This window comes from Marinobacter sp. 2_MG-2023 (genome assembly GCF_030546935.1).
Taxonomy (GTDB): domain Bacteria; phylum Pseudomonadota; class Gammaproteobacteria; order Pseudomonadales; family Oleiphilaceae; genus Marinobacter.
Genome location: NZ_JAUOPH010000004.1, coordinates 194,657 through 215,890, shown reverse-complemented (window position 1 = coordinate 215,890; position 21,234 = coordinate 194,657). Strand labels below are relative to the sequence as shown.

The 21,234-nt window shown below is 53.2% G+C and carries 21 protein-coding genes; 13 read left to right on the top strand and 8 right to left on the bottom strand.

Going from position 1 to position 21,234, the window contains the following annotated elements; all coding sequences use genetic code 11:
• The first annotated feature begins 147 nt into the window (after positions 1–147).
• The 4 genes from Q4501_RS11555 to Q4501_RS11540 all read left to right on the top strand — a co-directional run bounded on the left by Q4501_RS11555 (position 148) and on the right by Q4501_RS11540 (position 4,095).
• Positions 148–2,523, top strand: a complete 2,376-nt coding sequence (locus Q4501_RS11555) for a choice-of-anchor F family protein (RefSeq protein ID WP_303596389.1) — start codon at positions 148–150, stop codon at positions 2,521–2,523.
• 111 nt (positions 2,524–2,634) lie between these two features.
• Positions 2,635–3,240: a class I SAM-dependent methyltransferase gene (locus Q4501_RS11550; RefSeq protein ID WP_303596388.1), complete on the top strand. Its 606-nt coding sequence runs from the start codon at positions 2,635–2,637 to the stop codon at positions 3,238–3,240.
• Between the two features lie 42 nt (positions 3,241–3,282).
• The gene (locus tag Q4501_RS11545) at positions 3,283–3,627 is read left to right on the top strand and encodes a PBPRA1643 family SWIM/SEC-C metal-binding motif protein (protein WP_303596387.1); all 345 of its coding nucleotides are present in this window, start codon (positions 3,283–3,285) and stop codon (positions 3,625–3,627) included.
• Positions 3,628–3,663: 36 nt separating this feature from the next.
• The gene (locus Q4501_RS11540) at positions 3,664–4,095 is read left to right on the top strand and encodes a DUF3010 family protein (RefSeq protein WP_303596386.1); all 432 of its coding nucleotides are present in this window, start codon (positions 3,664–3,666) and stop codon (positions 4,093–4,095) included.
• A gap of 36 nt (positions 4,096–4,131) precedes the next feature.
• Here Q4501_RS11540 and Q4501_RS11535 read toward each other — a convergent pair whose 3' ends face one another.
• Positions 4,132–4,575, bottom strand: a complete 444-nt coding sequence (locus Q4501_RS11535; protein WP_303596385.1) for a YtoQ family protein — start codon at positions 4,573–4,575, stop codon at positions 4,132–4,134.
• Between the two features lie 96 nt (positions 4,576–4,671).
• Entirely contained in the window at positions 4,672–5,181 is a 510-nt protein-coding gene (locus tag Q4501_RS11530) for an acyl-CoA thioesterase (RefSeq protein ID WP_303596384.1), read from the bottom strand.
• A gap of 135 nt (positions 5,182–5,316) precedes the next feature.
• Between Q4501_RS11530 and Q4501_RS11525 the strand changes: the two genes are divergently transcribed.
• Complete coding sequence (locus Q4501_RS11525) at positions 5,317–6,282, top strand: DnaJ C-terminal domain-containing protein (RefSeq protein ID WP_303596383.1); 966 nt, start codon at positions 5,317–5,319, stop codon at positions 6,280–6,282.
• A gap of 15 nt (positions 6,283–6,297) precedes the next feature.
• The gene (locus Q4501_RS11520) at positions 6,298–6,639 is read left to right on the top strand and encodes a chaperone modulator CbpM (RefSeq protein WP_303596382.1); all 342 of its coding nucleotides are present in this window, start codon (positions 6,298–6,300) and stop codon (positions 6,637–6,639) included.
• A gap of 30 nt (positions 6,640–6,669) precedes the next feature.
• Here the strand turns inward: Q4501_RS11520 and Q4501_RS11515 are convergent, their stop codons facing one another.
• Positions 6,670–6,843: a DUF6435 family protein gene (locus Q4501_RS11515; protein WP_303596381.1), complete on the bottom strand. Its 174-nt coding sequence runs from the start codon at positions 6,841–6,843 to the stop codon at positions 6,670–6,672.
• A gap of 161 nt (positions 6,844–7,004) precedes the next feature.
• Here Q4501_RS11515 and Q4501_RS11510 point away from each other — a divergent pair, with 161 nt between their 5' ends.
• The 4 genes from Q4501_RS11510 (at position 7,005) to Q4501_RS11495 (ending at position 11,908) form a co-directional block, all read left to right on the top strand.
• Entirely contained in the window at positions 7,005–7,868 is an 864-nt protein-coding gene (locus Q4501_RS11510; RefSeq protein ID WP_303596380.1) for a DUF6502 family protein, read from the top strand.
• Positions 7,865–8,266 (top strand): DUF6502 family protein, encoded by a 402-nt coding sequence (locus Q4501_RS11505; RefSeq protein ID WP_303596379.1) that lies wholly within the window; start codon positions 7,865–7,867, stop codon positions 8,264–8,266. Before Q4501_RS11510 ends, Q4501_RS11505 begins: the two co-directional genes overlap by 4 nt.
• 55 nt (positions 8,267–8,321) lie before the next feature.
• The gene (locus Q4501_RS11500) at positions 8,322–9,806 is read left to right on the top strand and encodes a DUF5666 domain-containing protein (RefSeq protein WP_303596378.1); all 1,485 of its coding nucleotides are present in this window, start codon (positions 8,322–8,324) and stop codon (positions 9,804–9,806) included.
• Positions 9,807–9,967: 161 nt separating this feature from the next.
• Positions 9,968–11,908 carry a methyl-accepting chemotaxis protein gene (locus Q4501_RS11495; RefSeq protein WP_303596377.1) on the top strand — a complete coding sequence of 647 codons (1,941 nt, stop codon included), beginning with the start codon at positions 9,968–9,970 and terminating at the stop codon, positions 11,906–11,908.
• On the opposite strand, the gene Q4501_RS11490 is transcribed toward Q4501_RS11495, so the two are convergent.
• Complete coding sequence (locus Q4501_RS11490) at positions 11,905–12,867, bottom strand: nitronate monooxygenase family protein (RefSeq protein WP_303596376.1); 963 nt, start codon at positions 12,865–12,867, stop codon at positions 11,905–11,907. The genes Q4501_RS11495 and Q4501_RS11490 overlap by 4 nt on opposite strands.
• Positions 12,868–12,995: 128 nt before the next feature.
• Between Q4501_RS11490 and Q4501_RS11485 the strand changes: the two genes are divergently transcribed.
• The 3 genes from Q4501_RS11485 (at position 12,996) to Q4501_RS11475 (ending at position 15,654) form a co-directional block, all read left to right on the top strand.
• On the top strand, positions 12,996–13,727 hold the full coding sequence (locus tag Q4501_RS11485) for a thioredoxin domain-containing protein (RefSeq protein WP_303596375.1): 732 nt from the start codon (positions 12,996–12,998) through the stop codon (positions 13,725–13,727).
• A gap of 140 nt (positions 13,728–13,867) precedes the next feature.
• Positions 13,868–14,887: a rhodanese-related sulfurtransferase gene (locus Q4501_RS11480; RefSeq protein ID WP_303596374.1), complete on the top strand. Its 1,020-nt coding sequence runs from the start codon at positions 13,868–13,870 to the stop codon at positions 14,885–14,887.
• Between the two features lie 35 nt (positions 14,888–14,922).
• Entirely contained in the window at positions 14,923–15,654 is a 732-nt protein-coding gene (locus tag Q4501_RS11475; RefSeq protein WP_303596373.1) for a YdiY family protein, read from the top strand.
• 9 nt (positions 15,655–15,663) lie between these two features.
• Here Q4501_RS11475 and Q4501_RS11470 read toward each other — a convergent pair whose 3' ends face one another.
• From Q4501_RS11470 to Q4501_RS11455, 4 genes are read right to left on the bottom strand one after another with little or no spacing between them, the layout of a single operon-like run.
• A complete protein-coding gene (locus tag Q4501_RS11470) occupies positions 15,664–16,611 on the bottom strand; it encodes a DUF523 and DUF1722 domain-containing protein (protein WP_303596372.1) in 948 nt (315 codons plus the stop codon).
• On the bottom strand, positions 16,608–18,845 hold the full coding sequence (locus Q4501_RS11465; protein ID WP_303596371.1) for a glycosyltransferase: 2,238 nt from the start codon (positions 18,843–18,845) through the stop codon (positions 16,608–16,610). Before Q4501_RS11465 ends, Q4501_RS11470 begins: the two co-directional genes overlap by 4 nt.
• Positions 18,842–19,900 (bottom strand): lysylphosphatidylglycerol synthase transmembrane domain-containing protein, encoded by a 1,059-nt coding sequence (locus Q4501_RS11460; RefSeq protein ID WP_303596370.1) that lies wholly within the window; start codon positions 19,898–19,900, stop codon positions 18,842–18,844. Before Q4501_RS11460 ends, Q4501_RS11465 begins: the two co-directional genes overlap by 4 nt.
• 39 nt (positions 19,901–19,939) lie before the next feature.
• On the bottom strand, positions 19,940–20,962 hold the full coding sequence (locus Q4501_RS11455) for a DUF6160 family protein (RefSeq protein ID WP_303596369.1): 1,023 nt from the start codon (positions 20,960–20,962) through the stop codon (positions 19,940–19,942).
• Positions 20,963–21,234 lie beyond the last annotated feature (272 nt).

The following is a 21,234-nucleotide window of genomic DNA, read 5'->3' as shown; positions in this document are numbered from 1 at the left end:
TTAATTATGAACAAACGTTCATGTTATGTTGTGATAGGCCGTCTGTGTTGGTTTTTCCGTCTACGAATAAGAAGTAATCGGAGCTTTAATATGATTTTGAAGTCTTGTTATCACAGAGTATCGGGCCCCGCCGGGGCGCCAAAGAGTTTGGCTCGCAGAAAGCCGCAGGCCTTTTTTACCGGTTTTCTGGTTGCGGGCGCGCTTTCTGGCGTTGCTGTCGCTCAGGAACCCAATCCAGAGCCTAATACATACATAGATGTTTCTGTGCCCCAGCTAACCCGCTGGAACACCGAGGCCAACACCTTGACGGTTCAGCCAGGTGTTGACGGCTACTCGGGGGCATCTGCGCGGACTCAGTTCTACCCGAGCGAGGCTGCACGTGATGCTGCTAAGACATTTGTGAGTAATCCTGACCTGATGGTTACTGAAGACGAATTATGGAGAGAAAGCCCTGCTGCAGTATATTGGGAACTTGATAACGGCAGCGGCCGCGCACCTGGGATTCAGGCTGTAACGGACGATTTGGACTTCCCTACCAACAACTGCATCATGGCTTCAGGTGAGATAGTTGACGACGAGCTGGGTGTGGCTGTTCCTAAAACCTGCAGTGATTCGGAGAGCAGCTCCAAGCGCTACTTCCTGGAAATCCGGACAGCTGATCAGCCAGTCGATATGGTATTCGATGTCGGTCTGAAGGACATTCGCTATAAGGGTGTGAAAAGCGATGACGGAGGCGAAGAATTAGCCGCTTTCCGTGAGGAATACGGCATCGGCCGTATTTATCGTGTGATTCAAAAGGTGATCAACAACTCTGACGAGCGTTGGATGGGTGTTGAAGTAGAACTGGGTCACGGTGTCGGAGACGATTTCACGCCATTCAATTTCGCCCAAGACGGTGTTGCGTTTGAACTCCGTCCACTTGTGCCCCGCGAGTTCTTTGAAGGAGAGACCGGCGCGCCGGATATCGAAGTATGGGATACAGAGCGCTTCTCTACCTTCTCGCCGAAGGCTTTTGATACCGGTGAACGTGCGCGCTTTGATCCCGGCTTCTTCTCCGATCAGGCTGCCGGTCTTTTCCCGCCACAGGATGTTGGCAATGCAGCGGGTGATAGCTCGGACAAAACGACACGGATAGCCAGTGGTGTTGACTTCAACGCAGAGACAGGTGCACTCGGGGCAGTTACCCAGAACTTTTTCAGCATGGCTGACTTGCAGGCAGCAGGAACCAGTTTTGATGACGGTAGCGCTGAGGGTATCTTCGGATATTGGCTGTCCGATTCATTGGCGCCATTCACCATCGCACGCTATGACGAAGGCATCCCCGATGGCGAGTCGGATGCACTCGAAGCCTGGTGGGATGGAAGCATCTGGCGCTATGGGCAGGCCGGAGACGCTGCCGGTTTGAATTCGTTCGGTGAGGTGGATCCCAGCCAGCTAGCTGCATGGGCTGAAGACCTTCTGGGCACTCCTACAACTGACACCGATAAAGTGCGCTACGCCTCTATCCTGGCCGACGATCTGGCTGTCCAGAATATGGACGTCTATATCTACATCAGTGACGGCATACTGGACGGAGACGGCAACCCCAAGTACGACAATATCACTATGCGGGTAACGGCTGTTTCTACTGCTAGTCAAGGGCTTACAGCTACCAGCCTTGGCAACGCTACTCCGGCTTGGGTTGATCCGGTCACTGGTGAAAATACGGCTCCGGATCTTGCGACATACCGGGCTCCAAGGCCAGCTCCGGAAGCTCTGAACGATTCAGCGCAGGCTGTCGGGGTTTTCCCGGTTGAGATCGATCTGATGGAGAACGATGTTCTAAACGGAGCTCTTCTGAGCCAGCGTATTGCAGATGGTGATGTCACTGCGGACTATACCGTTGTTGGAAATCCGGCAAATGGTACGGTCAGCGTCAACGCTGCTGATGGGCAAGCAACCTACACAGCGAGTTATGGCTTCGCAGGTCAGGATACGTTCACCTATCAGGTGGAAGTGACTGATACCAACCCTGGCGATTCCGATGATTACGACACGGATTCTGTTTCGAACACCGCGACGGTCACTATCCAAGTCGTCTCCTATCCGGAAGATGATGCGCCAATCGCCCAAAACGATTCGGCTGTGACCTTCATCAACACTCCGGTAACGATTGACGTGCTGGACAATGATTCGCGTGCGGTTGGAGGAACATTGATTCTGGATAATGATCCGTTGAACGGCAACGCAGTTATTGCGGACGGCAAAGTGTTGTATACGCCTGCGTCAGGCTTTACCGGGCTGGATCGTTTCTCCTATACGGTCACCGTGAACGGTAAAGAGTCCAACTCTGCTGTAATCACCGTGAGGGTTGACGAGCCAACGGATCCTGGCACTAGCACTGATGAGAAAGAAGGTGGCGGCACACTCTTCGGTTGTAGCTACAACCCGGGTGCTCCGTTCGATCCGACATTGCCACTTGTGGCACTGGCGGCACTCGGTGGACTGGTTATCCGCAACCGTCGTAAGCAAACTCTGCACTAAGCACTTTAGTGTCTGGACTGAAGCCCCGGCATTTGCCGGGGCTTTTTTATTGAAGCTTCCAAAACAGGCATGCAGAATCACTCAAACCACGATTAATGTTCCGAGGTACTCATGAACAAAGACTTTTTCGCCCACAAGGCACACACCTACGAACAGAGCCCCGATCGCGTCGATAATGTAAGCAACATTGCCAACACCATCCTTGAAAAGGCGAAGCTTGGGTCGACTATGCACCTGCTGGATTTTGGTTCCGGAACCGGGTTGCTGTTGGAACGCATTGCGCCTCACGTGAAAAAGATCACGGCAGTTGATATCTCGCCCTCCATGAACAAGCAGTTGGCGGAGAAGCAGGGCAGCCTGGGCTGTGAGCTGGAGATTCTTCAACTGGACCTGGAAAGCCAATCCATAGAGGGGCAGTTCGATGGCATTATTTCCTCTATGACGATGCACCATGTTCGAGACGTTGGCGCCATGTTCCGCCGTTTTCATGAGATGGTGAAGCCGGGTGGCTTTATTGCCATAGCCGATCTGGATAAGGAGGACGGCTCCTTTCACACCGAAGATACCGGGGTGTTCCATTTCGGTTTCGATCGGGATGACATTGCCTCTGCCGCCGCCCAGGCGGGCTTTGAAAACGTGGAGGTGGTATCTGCCAGTACGATCGAGAGGGAATCCGGTAATTACCCGGTATTTTTGCTGATCGCGTCGCGGCCATAGGCGGTGTTATTGTGATCGCCCTTTTTTATCCGGAATTTCAGCATGTCTGATAAATTTTTCTTCAAAGGCCGGCAGGATGCGCGCCAGCACCACACGGCTTATGGCGGCTTTAAGACAAACGCCAGTCAGAAAAGTGGTAGCAAAAAGTTCCCGTTGAAACTGACAGTGACCAGTGAGGCCCGCAAGCAAGAGGTTGAGGCGTTGTTGGCAAATGCACAGCTGCACGCGGATATCACTGTCGATTCCCAGGAGGGTGCCGTTGAATCCATAGCGGAACTTACCGCTATTCTGAATAAGGGCGGCACCATTACGCAGGCCAAAACACCTTCCCGGAACGACCCCTGCAGTTGCGGCAGTGGAAAAAAATTCAAAAAGTGCTGCGCCTGATAAACAAAAAACCTTCCTCATCGAAAAGGAGTGCCCATGCTTATTTGTGGTGTTGAACTGAGCGGCAGCGATGCAGTGGTGTGTTTGCTGAACCTGGATTCGGGGCAGTTCAGCTTGCCAGAGAGCAAGGTTCGCAAGATCACCTTGAAGAAGAATCACACCCGTGAGGATTTGCAGGAATTCCAAGTGTCTTTTGCAAAGTTTCTGGCAGAGCACGATGTAAAAAAAGTGGCCATTAAAGAGCGCATGCCCAAAGGCAAGTTTGCCGGTGGTGCGATCAGCTTCAAAATGGAAGCGGCTATTCAGTTGATGCCAGGTACAGATGTTGAGGTGGAATTGCTTTCACCTGCAACCATCAAATCGACGCTGGCTGCCAAGCCGATGCCTATCTCCTTTTCAGAGACAGGGTTGAAGGTGTTTCAGGAAACCGCCTTTGTAGCAGCTTACGTGGGACACCTGGCGAAGTAGCCTCCAGGCCTGTTCTTCGCCAGATGTTTCAGGTAATTACTGAGCTGAGGTAACGTACTTCAGGATCTCAACCACCTGCTCGGGAGTCTGCGCCCATGCCATGGCGGATGCGTCTACTTCCTTCAGTGGGTGAATAATGTCGTCGTTGTGCAGCGTAACGTAGGGCGTACCCATGGCAGCACAGAAGCCGGCATCAAACGCTGCGTTCCATTGTTTGTACTTGTCTCCAAACCGGATCACGGCCAGGTCGCATTGCTCCAGCAGCGTTTTGGTGCGAATGCCATTTACCTTTGATGACTGGTGGTCACGCCAGAACCCCACTTCAGGCTTCCCCAGCATATCGCCTGCGGCATCACTGGCTTCGTGATTGGTCACGGGCGCAGTGAATTCTACCGGCAGCCCGGCGGCTTCGGCTCCGGCCTGAATTTGTTCACGCCAGTCGGTGTGGATCTCGCCAGAGAGGTAGACATTCCAGATCATGCAGTGCTCCTGAGTTTTCATTGAACAAGGTGGATGGAGAAGGTTTAAGCTCGCGAGACCCTATCATAGCTGGCCCATTTACAGAATCTCGGCAGGTTAAGAGCCTTCCTTCTGCGCAGCTTTCGCCAGCTCTGAACGGGTTTTTAGCCGCCCCTCTCTGCGAATTTCTGCATTTGCAAAACGCCGCTGCTGTTTGGCTGTTTCAGGGGTTACGGAGGGAACATCGACCGGCCTGTCGTTCCTGTCCAGAGCTACAAAGGTAAAGAATGCGGAGAGAATATGCCGGGTTTCACCCGTATAGCTGTTCTCTGCTTCAACGCGGGCGCCGATCTCCATAGATGAGCCCCAGCTGCGGTTCAGAGATAAGTTGAACAGCAGGGTATCATTACCTTTTGCCGGTGCTCGGAAATGAATGGAATCGACTGCCGCAGTTACGCACACGTGCGCCGAGTGGCGCTCTGCGACCACCAGTGCAAGGCGGTCGCATTTTGCCATGATCATGCCACCGAATACGGTGTCGTGGGCATTCATGTCATTGGGAAAGACTTTGTAAACGTGTTTCTCAATCGCTGAGGCGGATACGGGTTTCGACGGCTTATCTGGCATAACTTTCTTTCTCGGCTTCGGTTTTGGGCTAAGGTTACTATATCTGCGAAAGCGCCGGGCAGAGCTTGTATTCCAGCTGTTTGCGCCAATTATATAGAGCAAGAGAACAATCTTTGACCATATGCGAGGAGTCCAATGGATTTCAAAGACTATTACGCCGTGCTCGGTGTGAGCGAGTCTGCCTCCCCCGAGGAGATTAAAAAATCCTACAGGAAGCTGGCCCGGAAGTACCATCCGGATGTCAGTAAAGAGGATAACGCCGACGAGAAGTTCAAAGAACTGGGCGAGGCCTACGAAGTGCTGAAAGATCCGGAAAAACGGACTGAGTACGATCAGCTACGGAAATACGGTGCGCAGGCCGATGGCTCTTTCCAACCGCCTCCGGGCTGGCAGAGCGAATCCAACTTTGGTGGCGGAGGATACACCGATGCGGATAGCCGTCAGTTCAGCGACTTTTTTGAGCAGATGTTTGGTGGTGGTGGCCAAGCGGGTGGTCGAAGCGCTGGCGGTGGTTTCGGCCGGAACGTGCGCATGCGGGGTGAAGATGTTATTGCCCGTTTGCCGCTGTTCCTGGAGGAAATATTTAACGGAACAGAGAAGCAGGTTTCCTTCACTGTTCATGAAGCCGATGACCACGGTCGCATAGTTGCACGTCAGAAAACGCTGAAAGTGAAAATCCCTGCGGGTATGCGAGAGGGGCAGCACCTGCGTCTGAAAGGCCAGGGCTCTCCCGGAATTGGCGGTGGTGATGCAGGCGACTTGCTGATTGAAGTTGAGTTGGCGCCCCATCCGTTGTTCAGTGTGGAGGGTAGAGATGTTGTCCTGACTGTTCCCGTGACGCCCTGGGAGGCTGCCCTGGGCGCAACAATTACGGTTCCGACGGTTGGTTCCAGGGTTAATGTGAAAGTACCCAAGGGAACTTCATCCGGTCGCAAGCTCCGCCTCAAGGGTAAGGGGCTTCCGGGGAAACACCCTGGTGACCAGATCGTTATCCTTCAGATCGCCATACCGGAGCAGCATTCTGCGGAGGCAAGCAAACTCTACGAACAGCTTGCAGAAGCTGAAAAAGCGTTCGATCCACGCAGTAAACTCCATCTGTGAAGGGGAGAGTAAGGGATGAGTAATAAAGACAGTATTCTGACCGTTGAAGTAATGGACTCCGATGGCAGCACCTATACCCTTCACGAGGTGTGCGAGCGGGGTGAGTGCCACGCTGAATTTGTTATCAAACTGGTTAACTACGGCATTATCGCGCCCGTAGAGCCTTCTGAGGAGGCTCGCCAGTGGCTGTTTGATGTGGCGGCACTGGCCCGTTTGCACAAAGCCCGGCGGTTGCAGAGGGACCTGAAAATGAACCTGCCAGGGTTGGCTATGTCGTTGGAGCTTCTGGACGAAGTTCAGGAAATGCGCCGGGAGGTGGCGCGACTTAATCAACGCTTGCAGCAGTTAATGGACTAGCAAGCGATCAGGGGGAGCCACTCCCCCTGATCAGTTCTTTTCTTCCAGCGCTCGAATCTCGGCGTATATCTTTTCAGCCTCTTCCATCAGTGTCCCATGTGTTCTGAGGTCGCCATTGCGCTGTGCCTTCAGGGCTTTGGCTAGCTTGTCTTCGTAGGCTTTCTGCAATTTCTTTTTCGGATCACTTTTTAAAAATCCCAGCATGCTTTTCTTCCCATATGGCACTTGATTAAGAGTCTTTACGCTTGCGCTGCCTGAAAGTTCACAAGGCGAGTCCAATGGGAGCTGTCAGAAAAATGCGTTGGGCAGGTTTCTCGTGCCAGTTTACTGGCTTTCTGAAGAGTTATGGGAATATAATCCCAAATATGAATAAGCTCCACGCCAAGCCATTACATAGGGCCTTGTTTCGCATTCTGCGACCTCTTGCGAGGCTGCTGTTGCGAAATGGCGTTCCTTATGGCGAGTTTTCTGAATTGGTAAAACGCGCATACGTGGAAGCGGCAATGGAGGATTTTCCAGGAAAAGGGCGCAAGCCGACAGATTCCGGCGCCGCCGTGATGACGGGGTTGACTCGAAAGGAAGTCAAGCGCCAGCGCGAGATTCTAGGCGGCGAGCACACGGGTAAACTCGAGGGTTTGCACACTAACCGCGCGTCTCGAGTAGTCTCTGGCTGGGTCCATGACTCAGTTTTTCAGGATTCGGATGGTCACCCTGCCACGCTGGCCTTTAATGGGGCGCAGGGCTTTTGCGAACTGGTGAAAAAGTACAGTGGGGATATGCCCCCGCGCTCCGTGCTGAATGAACTTTTAAGAGTCGGCATGGTATCCATGGATAACGACGCCGGTAAAGTGACGCTGATACAAAGAGCTTTTGTGCCCACCGAAGACAGCGAGGAAATGCTCCAGTTTTTCGGTGAGGATGTGTCGGATCTTATAGCTACCGTGGATCATAACCTGGTACGTGGTGAAGGCGATGAGCCGCCGTTTTTTCAGCGGACGCTGACGTACAACAACATCCCTCCCGAAGTTGTGTCGCAGTGGCGCGCATACGCAGCGGAGCAATCCCAGAATATGCTCGAGCAAATGGACTCCTGGCTTGGTCCAAAAGACCGCGATGTGTCTGGAAGTCAGGACGATGCCGCAGTTCAGGAGTCTTTTAGAACGGGTATCAGTGTTTTTTATTTTGAAGAAGCGGTTTCGTCAGCTTCCAAAAGAGTGAGGTCAATATGAACTCCACCAGCCAACCGCAATTTGTTTGTCGTTGGGAACCTACTGAGCTCGCAACTGCCATATTATCTGCTCCCAGCCGTGAAGTTGTTAGTTACTGGATCAGTGCTCTGGCGTTTCTGGATGATCATCGACACCCAGTTATGTTGGCGATGAGTAGTCAGAGTGAACCCACTTTCAGCCAGCTTGTGGCAGCGGTTAATCTGAATTTTTCCGCATCAGTGGTTCTCAATGAATTGCTGCGCAAGGGCGTTGTAGAACAGTTGGATAGTGGCCATGTTTTGCTTCGTCGAAGCACCTATGTTCACGACGTCCCTGGATTGGAGGTGTCGCCTGGAAGAAGGCGATACAGGCGAAACTCCGCAATGAATTTAGGCAACCGACATAACGATGAAACCTGATGTCGATATTATTTAAGGTCGTGACGCAGTGCGGCTACCCGAACTGGAGAGAGCAATGCAACTAATAGCCCGTAAACGCCTGGTTTCCATTTTGGTAGCAGCTCTGACGATCTGCGTGATCTCTGGCTGTGACGGTAATAGCGTAAATATTGCGGAAGGCGGAATTCGTGGCACTGGCTCCAGCGTCGGACCGGTTTCGGGGTTCGGTAGTGTGTTTGTAAATGGCATCGAGTTCGATACTGACGGTATTCGGGACAGAGGAGTAGAAGGTAATGACGGTATCGACTCTGAACGTATCCTCCACGAGGGGATGATTCTTAGAGTGGACGGAGAGTGGCGTCACGATGACACAGGGACAGCAAGTTCCATGGCCTATGATGACACCCTGCGTGGCACGGTTTCGAATCTGGCAACAGGTTCGAATGATGACCAGATTACCTTCGAGATTCATGGGCAGCCGGTTTTTGCGGATCGGCAAACAGTCTTTGATGAGCAGTCCCGGGCGAACTTGGAAAATGGGGATTTTGTAAGAGTCAGTGCGTGGAGGCAGCCGGATGGCGTTTTCCGGGCGAGTTACATTGGCGTTAATTTCGGCGCGTTTGGTGATAGCGCGATAGAGCTGGAGGGCCCTGTAGATGCGGGTTCGGTGGGGGGCGGTCAATTCAAAATGAACGGACAGATTATCAAATTTGATGATCTCAGTTTCGTGGAAGGTTTGACCTCCGGAGATCTGCAGTCCGGTGTGTATTTTGAGGTTGAAGGTGATTTAGACCTCGCTAGTGATGCGGTGGTTGCCGCACGAATTCAGCCCAATGACTTCAGGCGCTATCAGCCGTCGGATAAAAATATTTATATGGCCGGTCCTGTTTCTTCGGATTATATATTTAACGAGAGAACGTTCGGGCTCAACGGAATGACTATTCAGGTGACGGCTGGAGCTGAGCTGGTCGGTATTGAGCTGGAAGATATTAACGAAGGGCTGCTTGTTCAGGTTGAGGGTGAGTCTGTTGGGAGCAATCTGGTTCTTGCCAGCCAAATTCTGGCCCTGGACAGTGATGCTGAAATAAGAGGGGTTATTGATACCGTGGACCCTGGTGCTGACAGGCTTTACATAGGTGGAGTGGGTGTTCAGATAACTCCGAGAACGATAATCTCGGATGATGAGGCTGAGGAAAGGTTGACGATTAATGACCTGATACCTGGCGCAGGCGCGATTCAGGTTGGGGTAGCCGGCCTTCAAAAAGAGGATATCGACGGCACGGTATATGTGGAGGCAATTAACATACAGCGAGAGCTCGGCGTTGAACCTGATGGGACGTATGAGCTTGAAGGCGTGCTGGATATGAGCGGGGTCTCGTTTTCTTCGATTACTGTTCTCGGCGTGACCATCAATGCACCGGATGAAGTGTTTGATGGTGTGCTCCGCGACGAAGTGGAGGCGCTTTTTCAGGGCGAGGAAAAGGTTGTGCTTGAGGTCGAGTACAGACGAATGGAAGATTTTACTGATCAGTATGAAGCATCCAGTATTGAACTGAACTGACGAAAGCTAAAGCACGGTTGACGACAGAGTCTGACTACAAAACCTGTACATAACCACGCCCCTTTCCGGCCCGGGTTTTGCTATACATATGGACACGCTTCGCAGGGAAGCTATTCAGAAGTGTGCAGGATGCATGAAGCGCACACATTAGCGGAGTCCATATGTCACTCAGTTTTATCAGAAGGCTGATTTCAAGTCGCCTTCTTCGGCCTGTTTTCATCGTTTTGGTGGTTGCCGGCCTGGTTCAGGTGTTGGTCAGCCAGTGGCTGATATCCAGTCAGGTTGAGCGTCTGATCCAAACCGCAGGCTCGGCACTTGAGGCCAGTAGTCAGCAGGTCAGTGCCTCCTTCGGGGATACCCGCGAAGACGTCCGCTCTCGCCTGGACGTCATGCGGCAGACGACCACTGACGAACTCTCTTTGGAACTAACCCGCCAGCAGACCGCACAGCAAGAGCGGGTTGCAAGTAACGTCCGCAGTGCTGTTATGGCTGAAGCCCAGGGGCTTGCAGACGTGCTTGCAGCCGTAGCTGCCCCCCTGATCTGGGACCGTGACGTGCCCCGGCTTACCGATCTTGTAGAACTTGCAGATGCCCGTGAATCTGTTCTGTTCGCCGTCTATTACGACCAGTACGGTGAACGCCTCACCCGCTATGTGGATCGCAGTGATGACCGTGTGCGCACCTTAATGGAGCAGGGGGAAGGGCGTGGTGCAGCAAACCGTGTTCTGGATGCTGCAAGCCGTGATTCGAATGTGGTGATCGTTACAGCGGATATAGCACCACAGGGCTCCGCAATCGGTCAGCTCAAACTGGGGTTGTCTCTTGAAGGTATCAACCGGGATCTGGCCGCGCTGGAGGAAGAGTTCAGTGCCACGATTGGCGGCAGCATTGGCGCGCTGAGCAGCACACTGGAATCAGAAACCGAGCAGGTGAATCAGCGTCTTCAGCAACAGCTTGCCAGCATGGATACCGACACGGGATCACGCATCCGCAGTACGGTGGAAGCACTGAATATTGAGGCCTCCAGCCTGTCGGCAAACTTGAGCTTTCTGGTGATTGGCTCGGTGCTTGTTCTTATCGCATTGGTTGCGTTGGTACTGGGCGGAGGCTTGCTGGCGCGAGTGTCCCGGCTAAGCTCTGCAATCTGGGGTATCGCTGACGGCGAGGCAGATCTGACGCGCAGGGTCTCCATGAAAGGCAATGATGAGCTCACAGAAATGGCCCGGGGCGTGAACCGTTTTATCGCCCGCATTCAGGAGCTGGTCTCGGATGTGAAAGCCTCTGCCGAATCGGCGGCAGGTCAGGCCGAGGCACAGGGTGCGGTCAGCCGCACTGCGGTGGCAGCCGTGAACCGTCAGGAACAAGAGGTAGCTGATGTGTCGGCAACCATGGATGCCATGTCACGCAGTATTTCCGAGGTGGCCGATAACATTCAGAGTATCGCCGGCTCGGTGAGCAACGTCAGCTCCGAGAGTGAGGCGACAGCTGGGATTTCCCGGGACGTGCGAAACCGGTTGGATCAGGTCGTCCGGAATGTTGAAAAGGCGGTGGGTGCCGTTAACGAGCTGGACAACCAGAGTAAGGAAATCGGTTCGGTGCTGTCGGTGATTGGTTCAATCGCCGAGCAGACCAATTTGCTGGCGTTGAATGCCGCTATAGAAGCCGCCCGTGCAGGAGAGTCTGGACGGGGCTTCGCGGTGGTGGCCGATGAGGTTCGCACCCTGGCGAGCCGGACCCAGGAGTCCACCACGGAGATTCAGGCTATCATTGATCGCCTGCAACAGGGCAGTCGGCAGGCGGTCAGTGTTATCGGTGATGTGTCCGGACAGGTTGTGGAATCGTCGTCGGAGTTCCATCGGGCTGATGAACATTTTGATCGGATCAACCAGCTGCTAAGCAGTCTGCAGGACCGGGCTCTTGCGATATCATCGGTGGCGGAAGAGCAGGGGCGTCACGCCAGCGAAGTCAGCGTAAGCGTGAGCGATATAGCCGGCTCTTCCCGGCAAACGGTCGAAGCGATTGAACGTTCTGATGAGGCCAGTGGCGAGATTGCGCGCACACTGACCTCCCTGCAGGACAAAGCGTCACAGTTCCGGGTTTAGGCCAGACGGGCCCTGGCGCTTTGGTATTCCTCGGACAGGCGGCTCACCAGATCTTTGACCGTCAGTACATCGTGGATCTGGCTGACACCCTGGCCTGCTGACCAGACGGTCTTCCAGGCTTTGGCTTCGTCATCAACCGGTTTGAGTTTGTCGCCGTAGTTGATCTCGCCGGCCTGGTTCAGTTTGTCCATCGGAAAGCCTGCAGCCTCAAGGCTCTGTCGCATAAAACTGGCAGGTACACCGGAAACTGCAGGCGTATGGATGATGTCGCCGGATACCGATTCAATAATCATATTGCGGTAGGCGTCCTCCGCCCGGGATTCTGTGGTGTTGATGAAGCGTGTTCCCATATAAGCCAGGTCCGCCCCCAGAGCCTGGGCAGCGAGAACATCTTCGCCATGGGAGAGCCCGCCCGCCAGTAAAATAATGCCATCGAACACTTCGCGGATTTCATGAACCAGAACAAAGGGGTTTGTGGTGCCTGCATGTCCACCGGCACCGGCTGACACCGCTATAATTCCGTCTACGCCGGCTTCGGCCGCTTTGCGCGCGTGCTTCTGGTTGGTTACATCATGGAAAACCATGCCACCATAACTGTGCACCGCTTCGACCACCTGGCTTGCAGCGCCCAACGACGTGATGATGATGGGTACCTGATGCTTTACGCACAGCTCCAGATCGGCCTGCCAGCGCGGGTTGGAGCGATGCACGATCAGGTTGACAGCATAGGGTGCTATGTTGGCTTCAGTATTTTCGTTTTCCAGCCTGGCAAGATCCTCCGTCATCTGAATCAGCCATTCCTCAAAACCTTCGCTTGTGCGCTGGTTCAGAGCCGGGAAACTACCCACTATGCCCTCCCGGCAGCACGCAAGTGCTAACTCGGGGCCAGAGATCAGAAACATGGGGGCGGCAACGACGGGCAGACTGAGTGAATCTTTGCTAAAGGCGGGAAGCGGCATGAGATCTCCTTAATTTGTATTGGAACTTATGTAGGATATAGAGGATCTTAGCCTGCCTGAGCGAATGTGGAAATGTTCGCCTGCTAACAAACGCCGGGTAACCTCGGTAAAACAAAAGGGAGTCAAGAATGGGTGAAGCAAAACGTCGCAAACAAACCGGAGCGCCGCCGCCCCGGAAAACCAACTCGCGAAAGCCTCTGTTCATCGGTGTGAGTGTGCTGGTTCTGGCAGCTATTGTTATTGGCGCGTTCTTTCTGACGGCAGCTCCGAAGCCAACGTCGGAGGACTTGCCGGTTGCTGCGCCAGGCGCAGACGCTTTTCCTGCTCAGTTGGACCAGTACGGTGTTTCAGTGGGTGCTGATGACGCCCCGGTTGTGGTGCGGGAATTTGCTGATTACCAGTGCCCTGCCTGTGGTCTTTTTGCAGAAGCGAGCAAGCGCCTGAAGCAGGAATATGTGGAGGCGGGGAAGGTTCGCTTTGTGTATTTCGACCTGCCGTTACAGCAGCATCAGAACGCTCTTCCTGCTGCTCAGGCTGCACGCTGTGCCGGCGACCAGGGTGCCTATTGGGAAATGCATGAACGCCTTTTCGATTCGCAGTCTGAGTGGAGCGGGTCGAACGATCCTGTTGCTACGTTTACCCGCTACGGGAACGATTTAGGTCTGGAAGAGCGCCGCTTTCGCCGGTGTATGACAACAGAGTTACATCGTGAGGCTGTTGAAGAAAGCCGCAGAGTTGCTGTGCAGCTGCGAGTAACCAGTACCCCAACGGTGCTGGTGGATAATATCCGCCTTACACGCCCGGGCTGGGGGCAGCTTTCAGCCCTAGTGGAGAGGGAGCTTTCCGCCGCGAGCGAATAAGCATTGGATTATGACTTCGGTCAATCCTGATTTGAACATAAGCCGGAGTGGGTTAGAATTCTCGCCTTCTCTTGGCTTATGCCTTCCAGATAAATAAACCCATGCTCCGGATTTACGATCCGGCCCGCAGGAGAATGCCCATGAGCAACAACGTTGTTGTCTGCGCGCTTTATAAGTTCGCCGTTCTGAATGATTACAAAACCCTTCGTCAGCCGCTACTTGATGTCATGCTGGCCCACGGTGTGCATGGCACTCTGTTACTGGCCCGGGAAGGTATCAATGGCACCATTGCCGGAAGCCGCAGCGGTATCGATGCGGTACAGGACTGGTTGGGCACTGATGAGCGCTTTGATGGTATTGATTACAAGGAATCGTTCGTCGATATCCAGCCGTTCAAACGCACCAAAGTGAAGCTCAAAAAAGAAATTGTCACCATGGGCGTTGATGGTATCGATCCAAAGCGCATCGTCGGCACCTACGTGGAGCCGAGCGACTGGAACGACCTGATCTCCGATCCGGATGTTCTTCTTGTGGATACCCGTAACCAGTACGAGGTGGAAATTGGCACCTTCACTCATGCTGTTAACCCGGCCACAGATACGTTTCGTGAGTTTCCGGAATATGTAAAGCAGAACCTTGACCCGGCAAAGCATAAAAAAGTTGCCATGTTCTGTACCGGCGGCATTCGTTGCGAAAAATCGACGGCGTACCTTAGAGAGCAAGGGTTTGACGAGGTATATCACCTCAAGGGCGGTATTCTGAAATACCTGGAAGAGGTGCCGGAAGAACAAAGCCTCTGGAAAGGTGAATGTTTTGTATTTGACGATCGGGTTACGGTCAATCATCGTTTGGAACGGGGCGATTACGATCAATGTCATGCCTGTCGCCGCCCGATTACCGAGGCTGATAAGCAGCGTCCGGAGTATCAGCAAGGTGTGAGTTGTCATCGGTGCCTGGACACTCTGAGTGAAGAACAAAAGGTTCGATTTGCCGAGCGGGAACGCCAGATTAGGTTGGCCGAGGCCCGCGGTGAAGTGCATGTAGGCGGTGAGGCTGCTCATTTTATTGCTGAGCGCAAGGCGCGCAAAAAGTCAGAGCGTGAACGCCATGCGGAGAAAAGCCTGAAGGGTGAGGGGCAGCCACATGGTCTTGAGACCTGAGCGAATTTGAGTTAACCCGCTATCAAGGAGCTTTCATGGGTTTTAAAAAAACAGTTGCCGTTATTGCTATTTCAGCCGCACCTTTGGCCTACGGCCAGGATGCCAAAGACTGGGAAGGCGAGGCCGAACTTGGTGTGCTCATTACTTCTGGTAATACTGAAGAAACCAACGTCAATGGACGCCTTGGGGTGGTTCATGAGGTAGTGGACTGGCGTAACATTGCGCAGTTCAGTTCCAACTACTCTGAAGCCGAGGATGAAACCACGGCGGAGAAATACAGAGGTTCGTTGGAAACCAACTACAAGTTTGATGAAAGCCAGTACTGGTTTCTGCGGGGCGGCTACGAGAATGATCGTTTCTCCGGATACGACTTCGAATCCAGTGCTACCACCGGTTATGGAAACCGGGTCTGGCAGCGGGGAGAAGACTCATTTCTTGATCTCTCGGCAGGTGTTGGTTATCGCTACAACAAGCTGGAGGTCGTAAATTCAGACGGTGAAGATGTCGAGAAAGAAGCAATCGCACGGCTTGCAGCTCAGTTCGACTATGAACTTTCTGACAATGCACTGTTCCATCAGAAGCTGAGCACGGAAATTGGCCTGGATGACAACAACGTGATCAGCGAATCCGAGACTGCGATAAAAGCCAACATAGTTGGCAATCTCTCAATGAAAGCTGCTTACCGCGTGAAGCATTTATCCGATGCGCCTGCCGGCAAAGACTCTACGGATACGGAGACGGCGATCACACTGCTTTATGGCTTCTGATCCAACGCCCTAAACCTTGTTTCTGAGCCCCAACTCATCCGGGTAGGGGCTCAGGTAGTGTTGCAGGTTCAGATAATCCACTGGCTCCCTGCGCTGTGCCATTCTCAGTAATGTCATAGGTACAACCAGTGGGATTTCTTCGCGGCCATAGGCTTCAATTTGTTCTACCAAAACCTTGCGGTCTTCGTCTCCTATGGCATCCCGCAGGTAACCCATCAGATGCTGCATGACATTGATGTGTGAGCCCCGGCTTACTTTCTTCGTCATCGCCTCCATGAATGCCTGAATATATCGGCCGGCGATCGTTTCGAGTGCGTCCGCTTTGAGATCTCCCAGCATAGGCCCAAGCTGGCGGTAGATCTTTTCAGAGTGCGCCAGGAGCTGAAACTTGTGGCGGGTGTGGAATTCGATAAGGGCCTTTGCTGTCAGGTGTTGGCCTGCAACGTTCTGGATCCAGTCGTCGTAGGCGAACACTCGCTCGATGAAGTTCTCCCGTAGCGTGTCATCATTTAGCCGGCCTTCTTCTTCAACCGGCATCAGCGGGTAAGCGCGGATAAGCGCCTCGGCAAACATGCCCTGCCCATCGCGTCGCACCACCTGGCCTTCAGCGTTATGTACCTTAATGCGTTCCATGCCGCAGCTGGGCGACTTTGCCATCAGGATGTAACCGCGCAGGTCGGACAGGTCCGGCAGAATACGCTCGGTAAATTCCTGCATGGCTATGGTGTGATCGGCAGTGCCCTTTGCTTCAATAAGACGGATGCCATCCGGGTACTCCCGCAAATGAATGGCGGGGCGGGGGACACCCAGGCCGGCTTCGAGCTCCGGGCAAATGGAGCGGAAGTCAAAGTGCTGCGCCAAGACCTGCGTACAGTATCTTGAATGTTTGTGGCCGCCGTCATGGCGAACTTCTTTGCCCAAAAGGCAGGTGCTGATTCCCACAGGAATACCGCTCACGTTTCTCTCCGTTTTGTCAGCTTTTTATCGTTGAGTGCCAAAGTAGTAGCGTAAATCCCGCGAACATCACTGGCAAACTGTTCAACTGAAAAATCTTTGGCGAAGGCCAGAGCCTGCTCCGAAAGAGTACGTCTTAGATCCTCGTCCTCCAGCAAACACTTTACCTGAGCGCACCACTGATCCTGTCTTTCCGGGGTTTTGAAACCGTTGAAGCCATGGCGGACAACGTCATCAATACCACTGGAGCGCACAGCAACGACAGGAAGGCCTGCTGCCATAGCTTCCAGGATAACCATACCCTGGGTTTCGGATTTGGATGCAAACAGAAAAGCGTCGCCCAGGCGATACCAGACAGCCATGTCATCTGGCGGTATTGCGCCAACGAGTGTGATGCAGGCTTCAAGTCCAAGCTCCTGAAGCTTGCTTTGCAGCCGGCTTTTCTGGTGGCCTTCGCCGATCATCAGGAAGTGAAAAGGTTTCTCTGTTTCCTGGCGCAGTGTGCTGACTGCCTCGATCATGAAATCGATATTCTTTTCGTTAGACAAGCGCGAGACGCTGATGAAAACGGTTTTGCCTTCCAGGTTCAGCTTTTTGCGGAGTCGAGTGATTTCCTCATCTGTTACGGCCTGAAAACGCTCGTACTCGATCCCTGTGGGCTGCACGAAAGTGGGCGTTTTTACGCCAATCATTCTGAGATATTCCTCGGTTGAATAGGTCGGTACGATTACACCATCACACTTGTTGGCGAAGCGCTTGATCAATGCATGGGAGATAAAGTTACGGAAGATCAGGCCAGGCAGGGGCACAAAGTGAGCGTAGTGCTCCAGCCTGGTGTGGTAGGTGTAAATAGCGGGCACCTTGAGCCTCCGCGCCATAAATAAACCGAGGGACCCAAGCCAGAACGGGTGGTGCAGGTGAATAATATCCGGGTGGAAGGCTCTCACCCGCTTTCGGATTCGGCCAAGAAAAATGTTTGCAAGCCGGAACTCCCGTTTCTCGCCCATTGCGAGCAGAGAAGGAACCCGGAGTACATGCTCTTCAACTTCAGGTTGATCCTTGTATCTCGGAGCAATGACCAGCAACTTGTCGCCAAGACTCTCAAGGCCCTGTCGCAGCCGGGCAATGGAGATGGGTACACCTCCAATAAACGGCAGGTAGTTGTTGGTGAACATGGCCACTCTTAACGGCTTCTCCAGCCATGGCGTAGGATCCAGATCGTAGTCCGGGTAATAGTCCTTGCCGACAAAAATAACGGAGTAGAGCTTGATGGTGATCGCCGCAAAGATCGCCACAATCAGAATGAAGTTGATATAGCCGGTATAAAAAAGTGAATAGACGAAGAACCACAGGCTTTCGAGACGCTTCAGGATCGGGTGCTGGCCGACTTCAAGCTTTTGAAGCGTGTGGCTGACCTCGCCTTCCGGGCTGACGTTCACCCTCACGTAGTGATAAAAACTGGTGTCGTCGTTCAGTATAAGCCCGCCGGCACCTCCGGTGGTTATGAACGTCGTGTTGCCCAGGCGCTTCTCCGAGTAAAGCGAGAGGTTGGCTGAGAATACGAGATCGATGTTGTGTTTTTTGGTCGTCTTCAGAAATGCGCTCCGGAATTCAGACGGTTCGAGATAGTCCTCAGGCTGATCAAACAGAGCATCCTCGCTGGGCTGCAGAGGTGGGTGACTAATAAACAGGATTCTGGCTTTTGAGGTGTCCTGGCTCAGAAGGTCGTCCAGCCAGCGAATCTGCCAACGCCAGGGCGTTTTCCCGGTGCTGTCGAGAAAGATTAACCGACTGCTGCCAGCCTGAATGCTGTAGAAGTGCGGTCCGAAATGGTCGTAAAAACGAAAGCTGCCAAAATCATCGTATTCGTGGGCGCCAAATGTAAGCAGGTACGGAATGTCCAGATGGCTTAGAGTTCCGTACAGGGCTCGGTATTTGTCTTCACCCCCGCCGCTGACGGCATTGCCGGCGGATACCAGAAAATCCATTCCTGACGCGTTTAGCTCCGGAATGATGCGATCTTCAAAAATCCCGACAGAATTGTTGATGTTGCCAACCACCGCGAAAGCGAAGGGTTCGTTGGCCGACAGGTTGTCGTGAATTCGATCGACCTGTTCGCTATGCACCCCTGCGAAGTCTTCCATGAAAAAGTTCAGGTAGGCCTTATAGCCCACCAGCAATATCACAATCAGAAGGCTGAGGTAGAACAGCAGTTTTAGCGGGTTTCGGAAAATCATCCGGGGTTCCTGCGAGTTTTAATCAGCTCTCTTTGCAGCACGAACAGGCCGATGATCATACCGAGATAAATCGTGATCAGTCGCCAGCTTACAATAACCAGAATCAGGTGGTTTCCTGAAAGGATCCCGCTGAAGAAGCTGCCGAAGACACCCTCTGAAATGCCGGAAGCGCCGGGCGTTGGTGAGAAATACATAATAAAGGTTGTTACAACCAGTAGCCCCAGCGACATAAGGTAATCAACATCATAATCCAGGCTGTAAATAAGCAGAGCCGGAAAGCTGAACAGGCTGAGAAGGAACAGGGCTGTAAACAGGATCGAAAGCACAACGAACAGAGGCTTGCCCCGCAAGTAATCCCCAAAGCTGCGTGAGAAACGCAGCATCTCCCGCCGCGCCTTGAATTGCCAGAGCTGATGGCGAGTGTCGCCTATGATATGCCAGCGATTAAGAGTCCTTAGCAGGCCGCTGAGGGGGCCAATAAGCCAACGTGTGCGGAACAGCAGGACAATGAAAAAGCCCAAATACAGCAAAATGAATATGGCCAGTGCCACGCCCAGGTCGCCGGTGATGGTCTGGCCGTCAAACGCATCCATTGTCAGCAGGAAGACCGGCGTAAGAGAGAAGATGAAAAGTACTGCCAGCACTGTTCTGATGGTAGTCGCAGCCGTGGCCCTACCCACCGGAACCCCATGGCGATTCAGGTACCAGATCTGAGCGAAGCCGCCGCCGGTGGCCATGGGCGTGACGTTGGAAAAAAACAGGTTGATAAAAACCAGACGAAATATCGTTGGAAAAGACAGGCAGTGCCCAAGTGCCCGCAGCGTAAAGTGCAGACGCAGACCATCGGAGATGAAATACACGAGAAGCAGGGCACCGATGGCTACAAGGGTCTGTGGAGCAATCAGTCTGGCGTCAAAACTTATGCTGCGCTCTGCGAATTGATCATAAACGGCGTAGAGCCCGGCCGCTGTGAGTAAAATAAAGAGCAGGCTGAACAGGGTCAGGCGTCGTGCCGAGGTTGTTGGCTGGTAACTGGTGTCAATGTTGTCAGTCATGGGCTGCCCGTCAAAAAGAGACAGGCAGTTTACAGGACACTAGTGGCCATAAACCAACATGGTGGTATCCGTAATGGCAAAGTCTGTGAATTGAACGCTGCCAATACTGATCGAGCCTACCTTGAACACGGGCATATCAATGTCTGCCCGGAACTCGACGTCGTGAATCGACAAGCCCTCCTTGCCTGACACCGAACCTGTGCCCTGTGAGAGCTTGGCGGTGGCGCTTGCCATGCCGAAGTGGCCAAGGGTGTCATTGCCCCGCCGGTTATGAATTTGCAGACCCTCGATTCCTACGGCAGCAAAGTTGAACAGCAGAATCAAATCCGCGGCATCCCAGTTCAGGCTTCCATTGGTGATTTCAAAATGAGTGTCCAGCTGCAGTTCTGCCCCAGAAACGACGTTACCATTACGCAACGTGCGATTTGACCCGCTGGCGTTGCGGATAACCAGGTCCGTAGGCCCTACATAACCCTGCAGCAACACATCTGAAAACAGCGTGGCCGTCCCTTCGGAACCGGCGGCGATAATGCTTCCTACCTCGAGCTCAAAATCCACCGCCTGCAAGTAATCAGAGAGGCTGGTCGGGTCGCCGTAATTGGTAGCGCCCAAATGAATAACCAGGTCTCCACTTTTGAATTGCTTACCAAACTCGCCGTTTATGGAGTAGGTCGCCAATGCGTCTGCAACATCAGCATCACTGGTATTGAGAAGCCCGGCATTTGCCCGGCGAGCAATTTCTGAAAACCCATGCTCCAGCACTTCACCCGTACCGGCAATATCCACGGTCAGCTTAAGGTTATCCAGAAGGGTATTGTTGTGCCCGGACAGCCGCATGTTGTTCACATTCAACGAGCCTTCATCCGTCCAGGTCAGGCGATCGATATTGATTTTGGTTTCAAGCTCAATCGTCACGCCGGCCTGGCCGGTAACGCCTGAAAGAGTGCCGTCATCCAACGGCTCAAACTCCGCCATGGCAGCGTTAGGCAGTGAGAGTGCGAGCACCCAGAGTGAAAACGTTTCTGATCGTATCGTGCGGCGACAAGTGAGCGGCTGAATCATGACGACCCCGGTTCCATGGACTGTTTTTGTTGTTGGTATGGAGCTTTTAAAAGCTTCCTGGCCGCAGGGGAGAACGCAACCGACGCAGCGGCAATAGAGTTTCGTTACATGTTGTTACGATAGGAGGGAGGAGCAGGTATGTCTGTGAGTTGAATCACAGTTGCCGGTACGGATTAAATTGAAGACAAAGCCCGCCGAACCATAGCCTTGAAATTGAGCCGAATCGCACACAGGTATATAGCCTGATTTTTCAAAAGTAAAAAAGGGAAAAA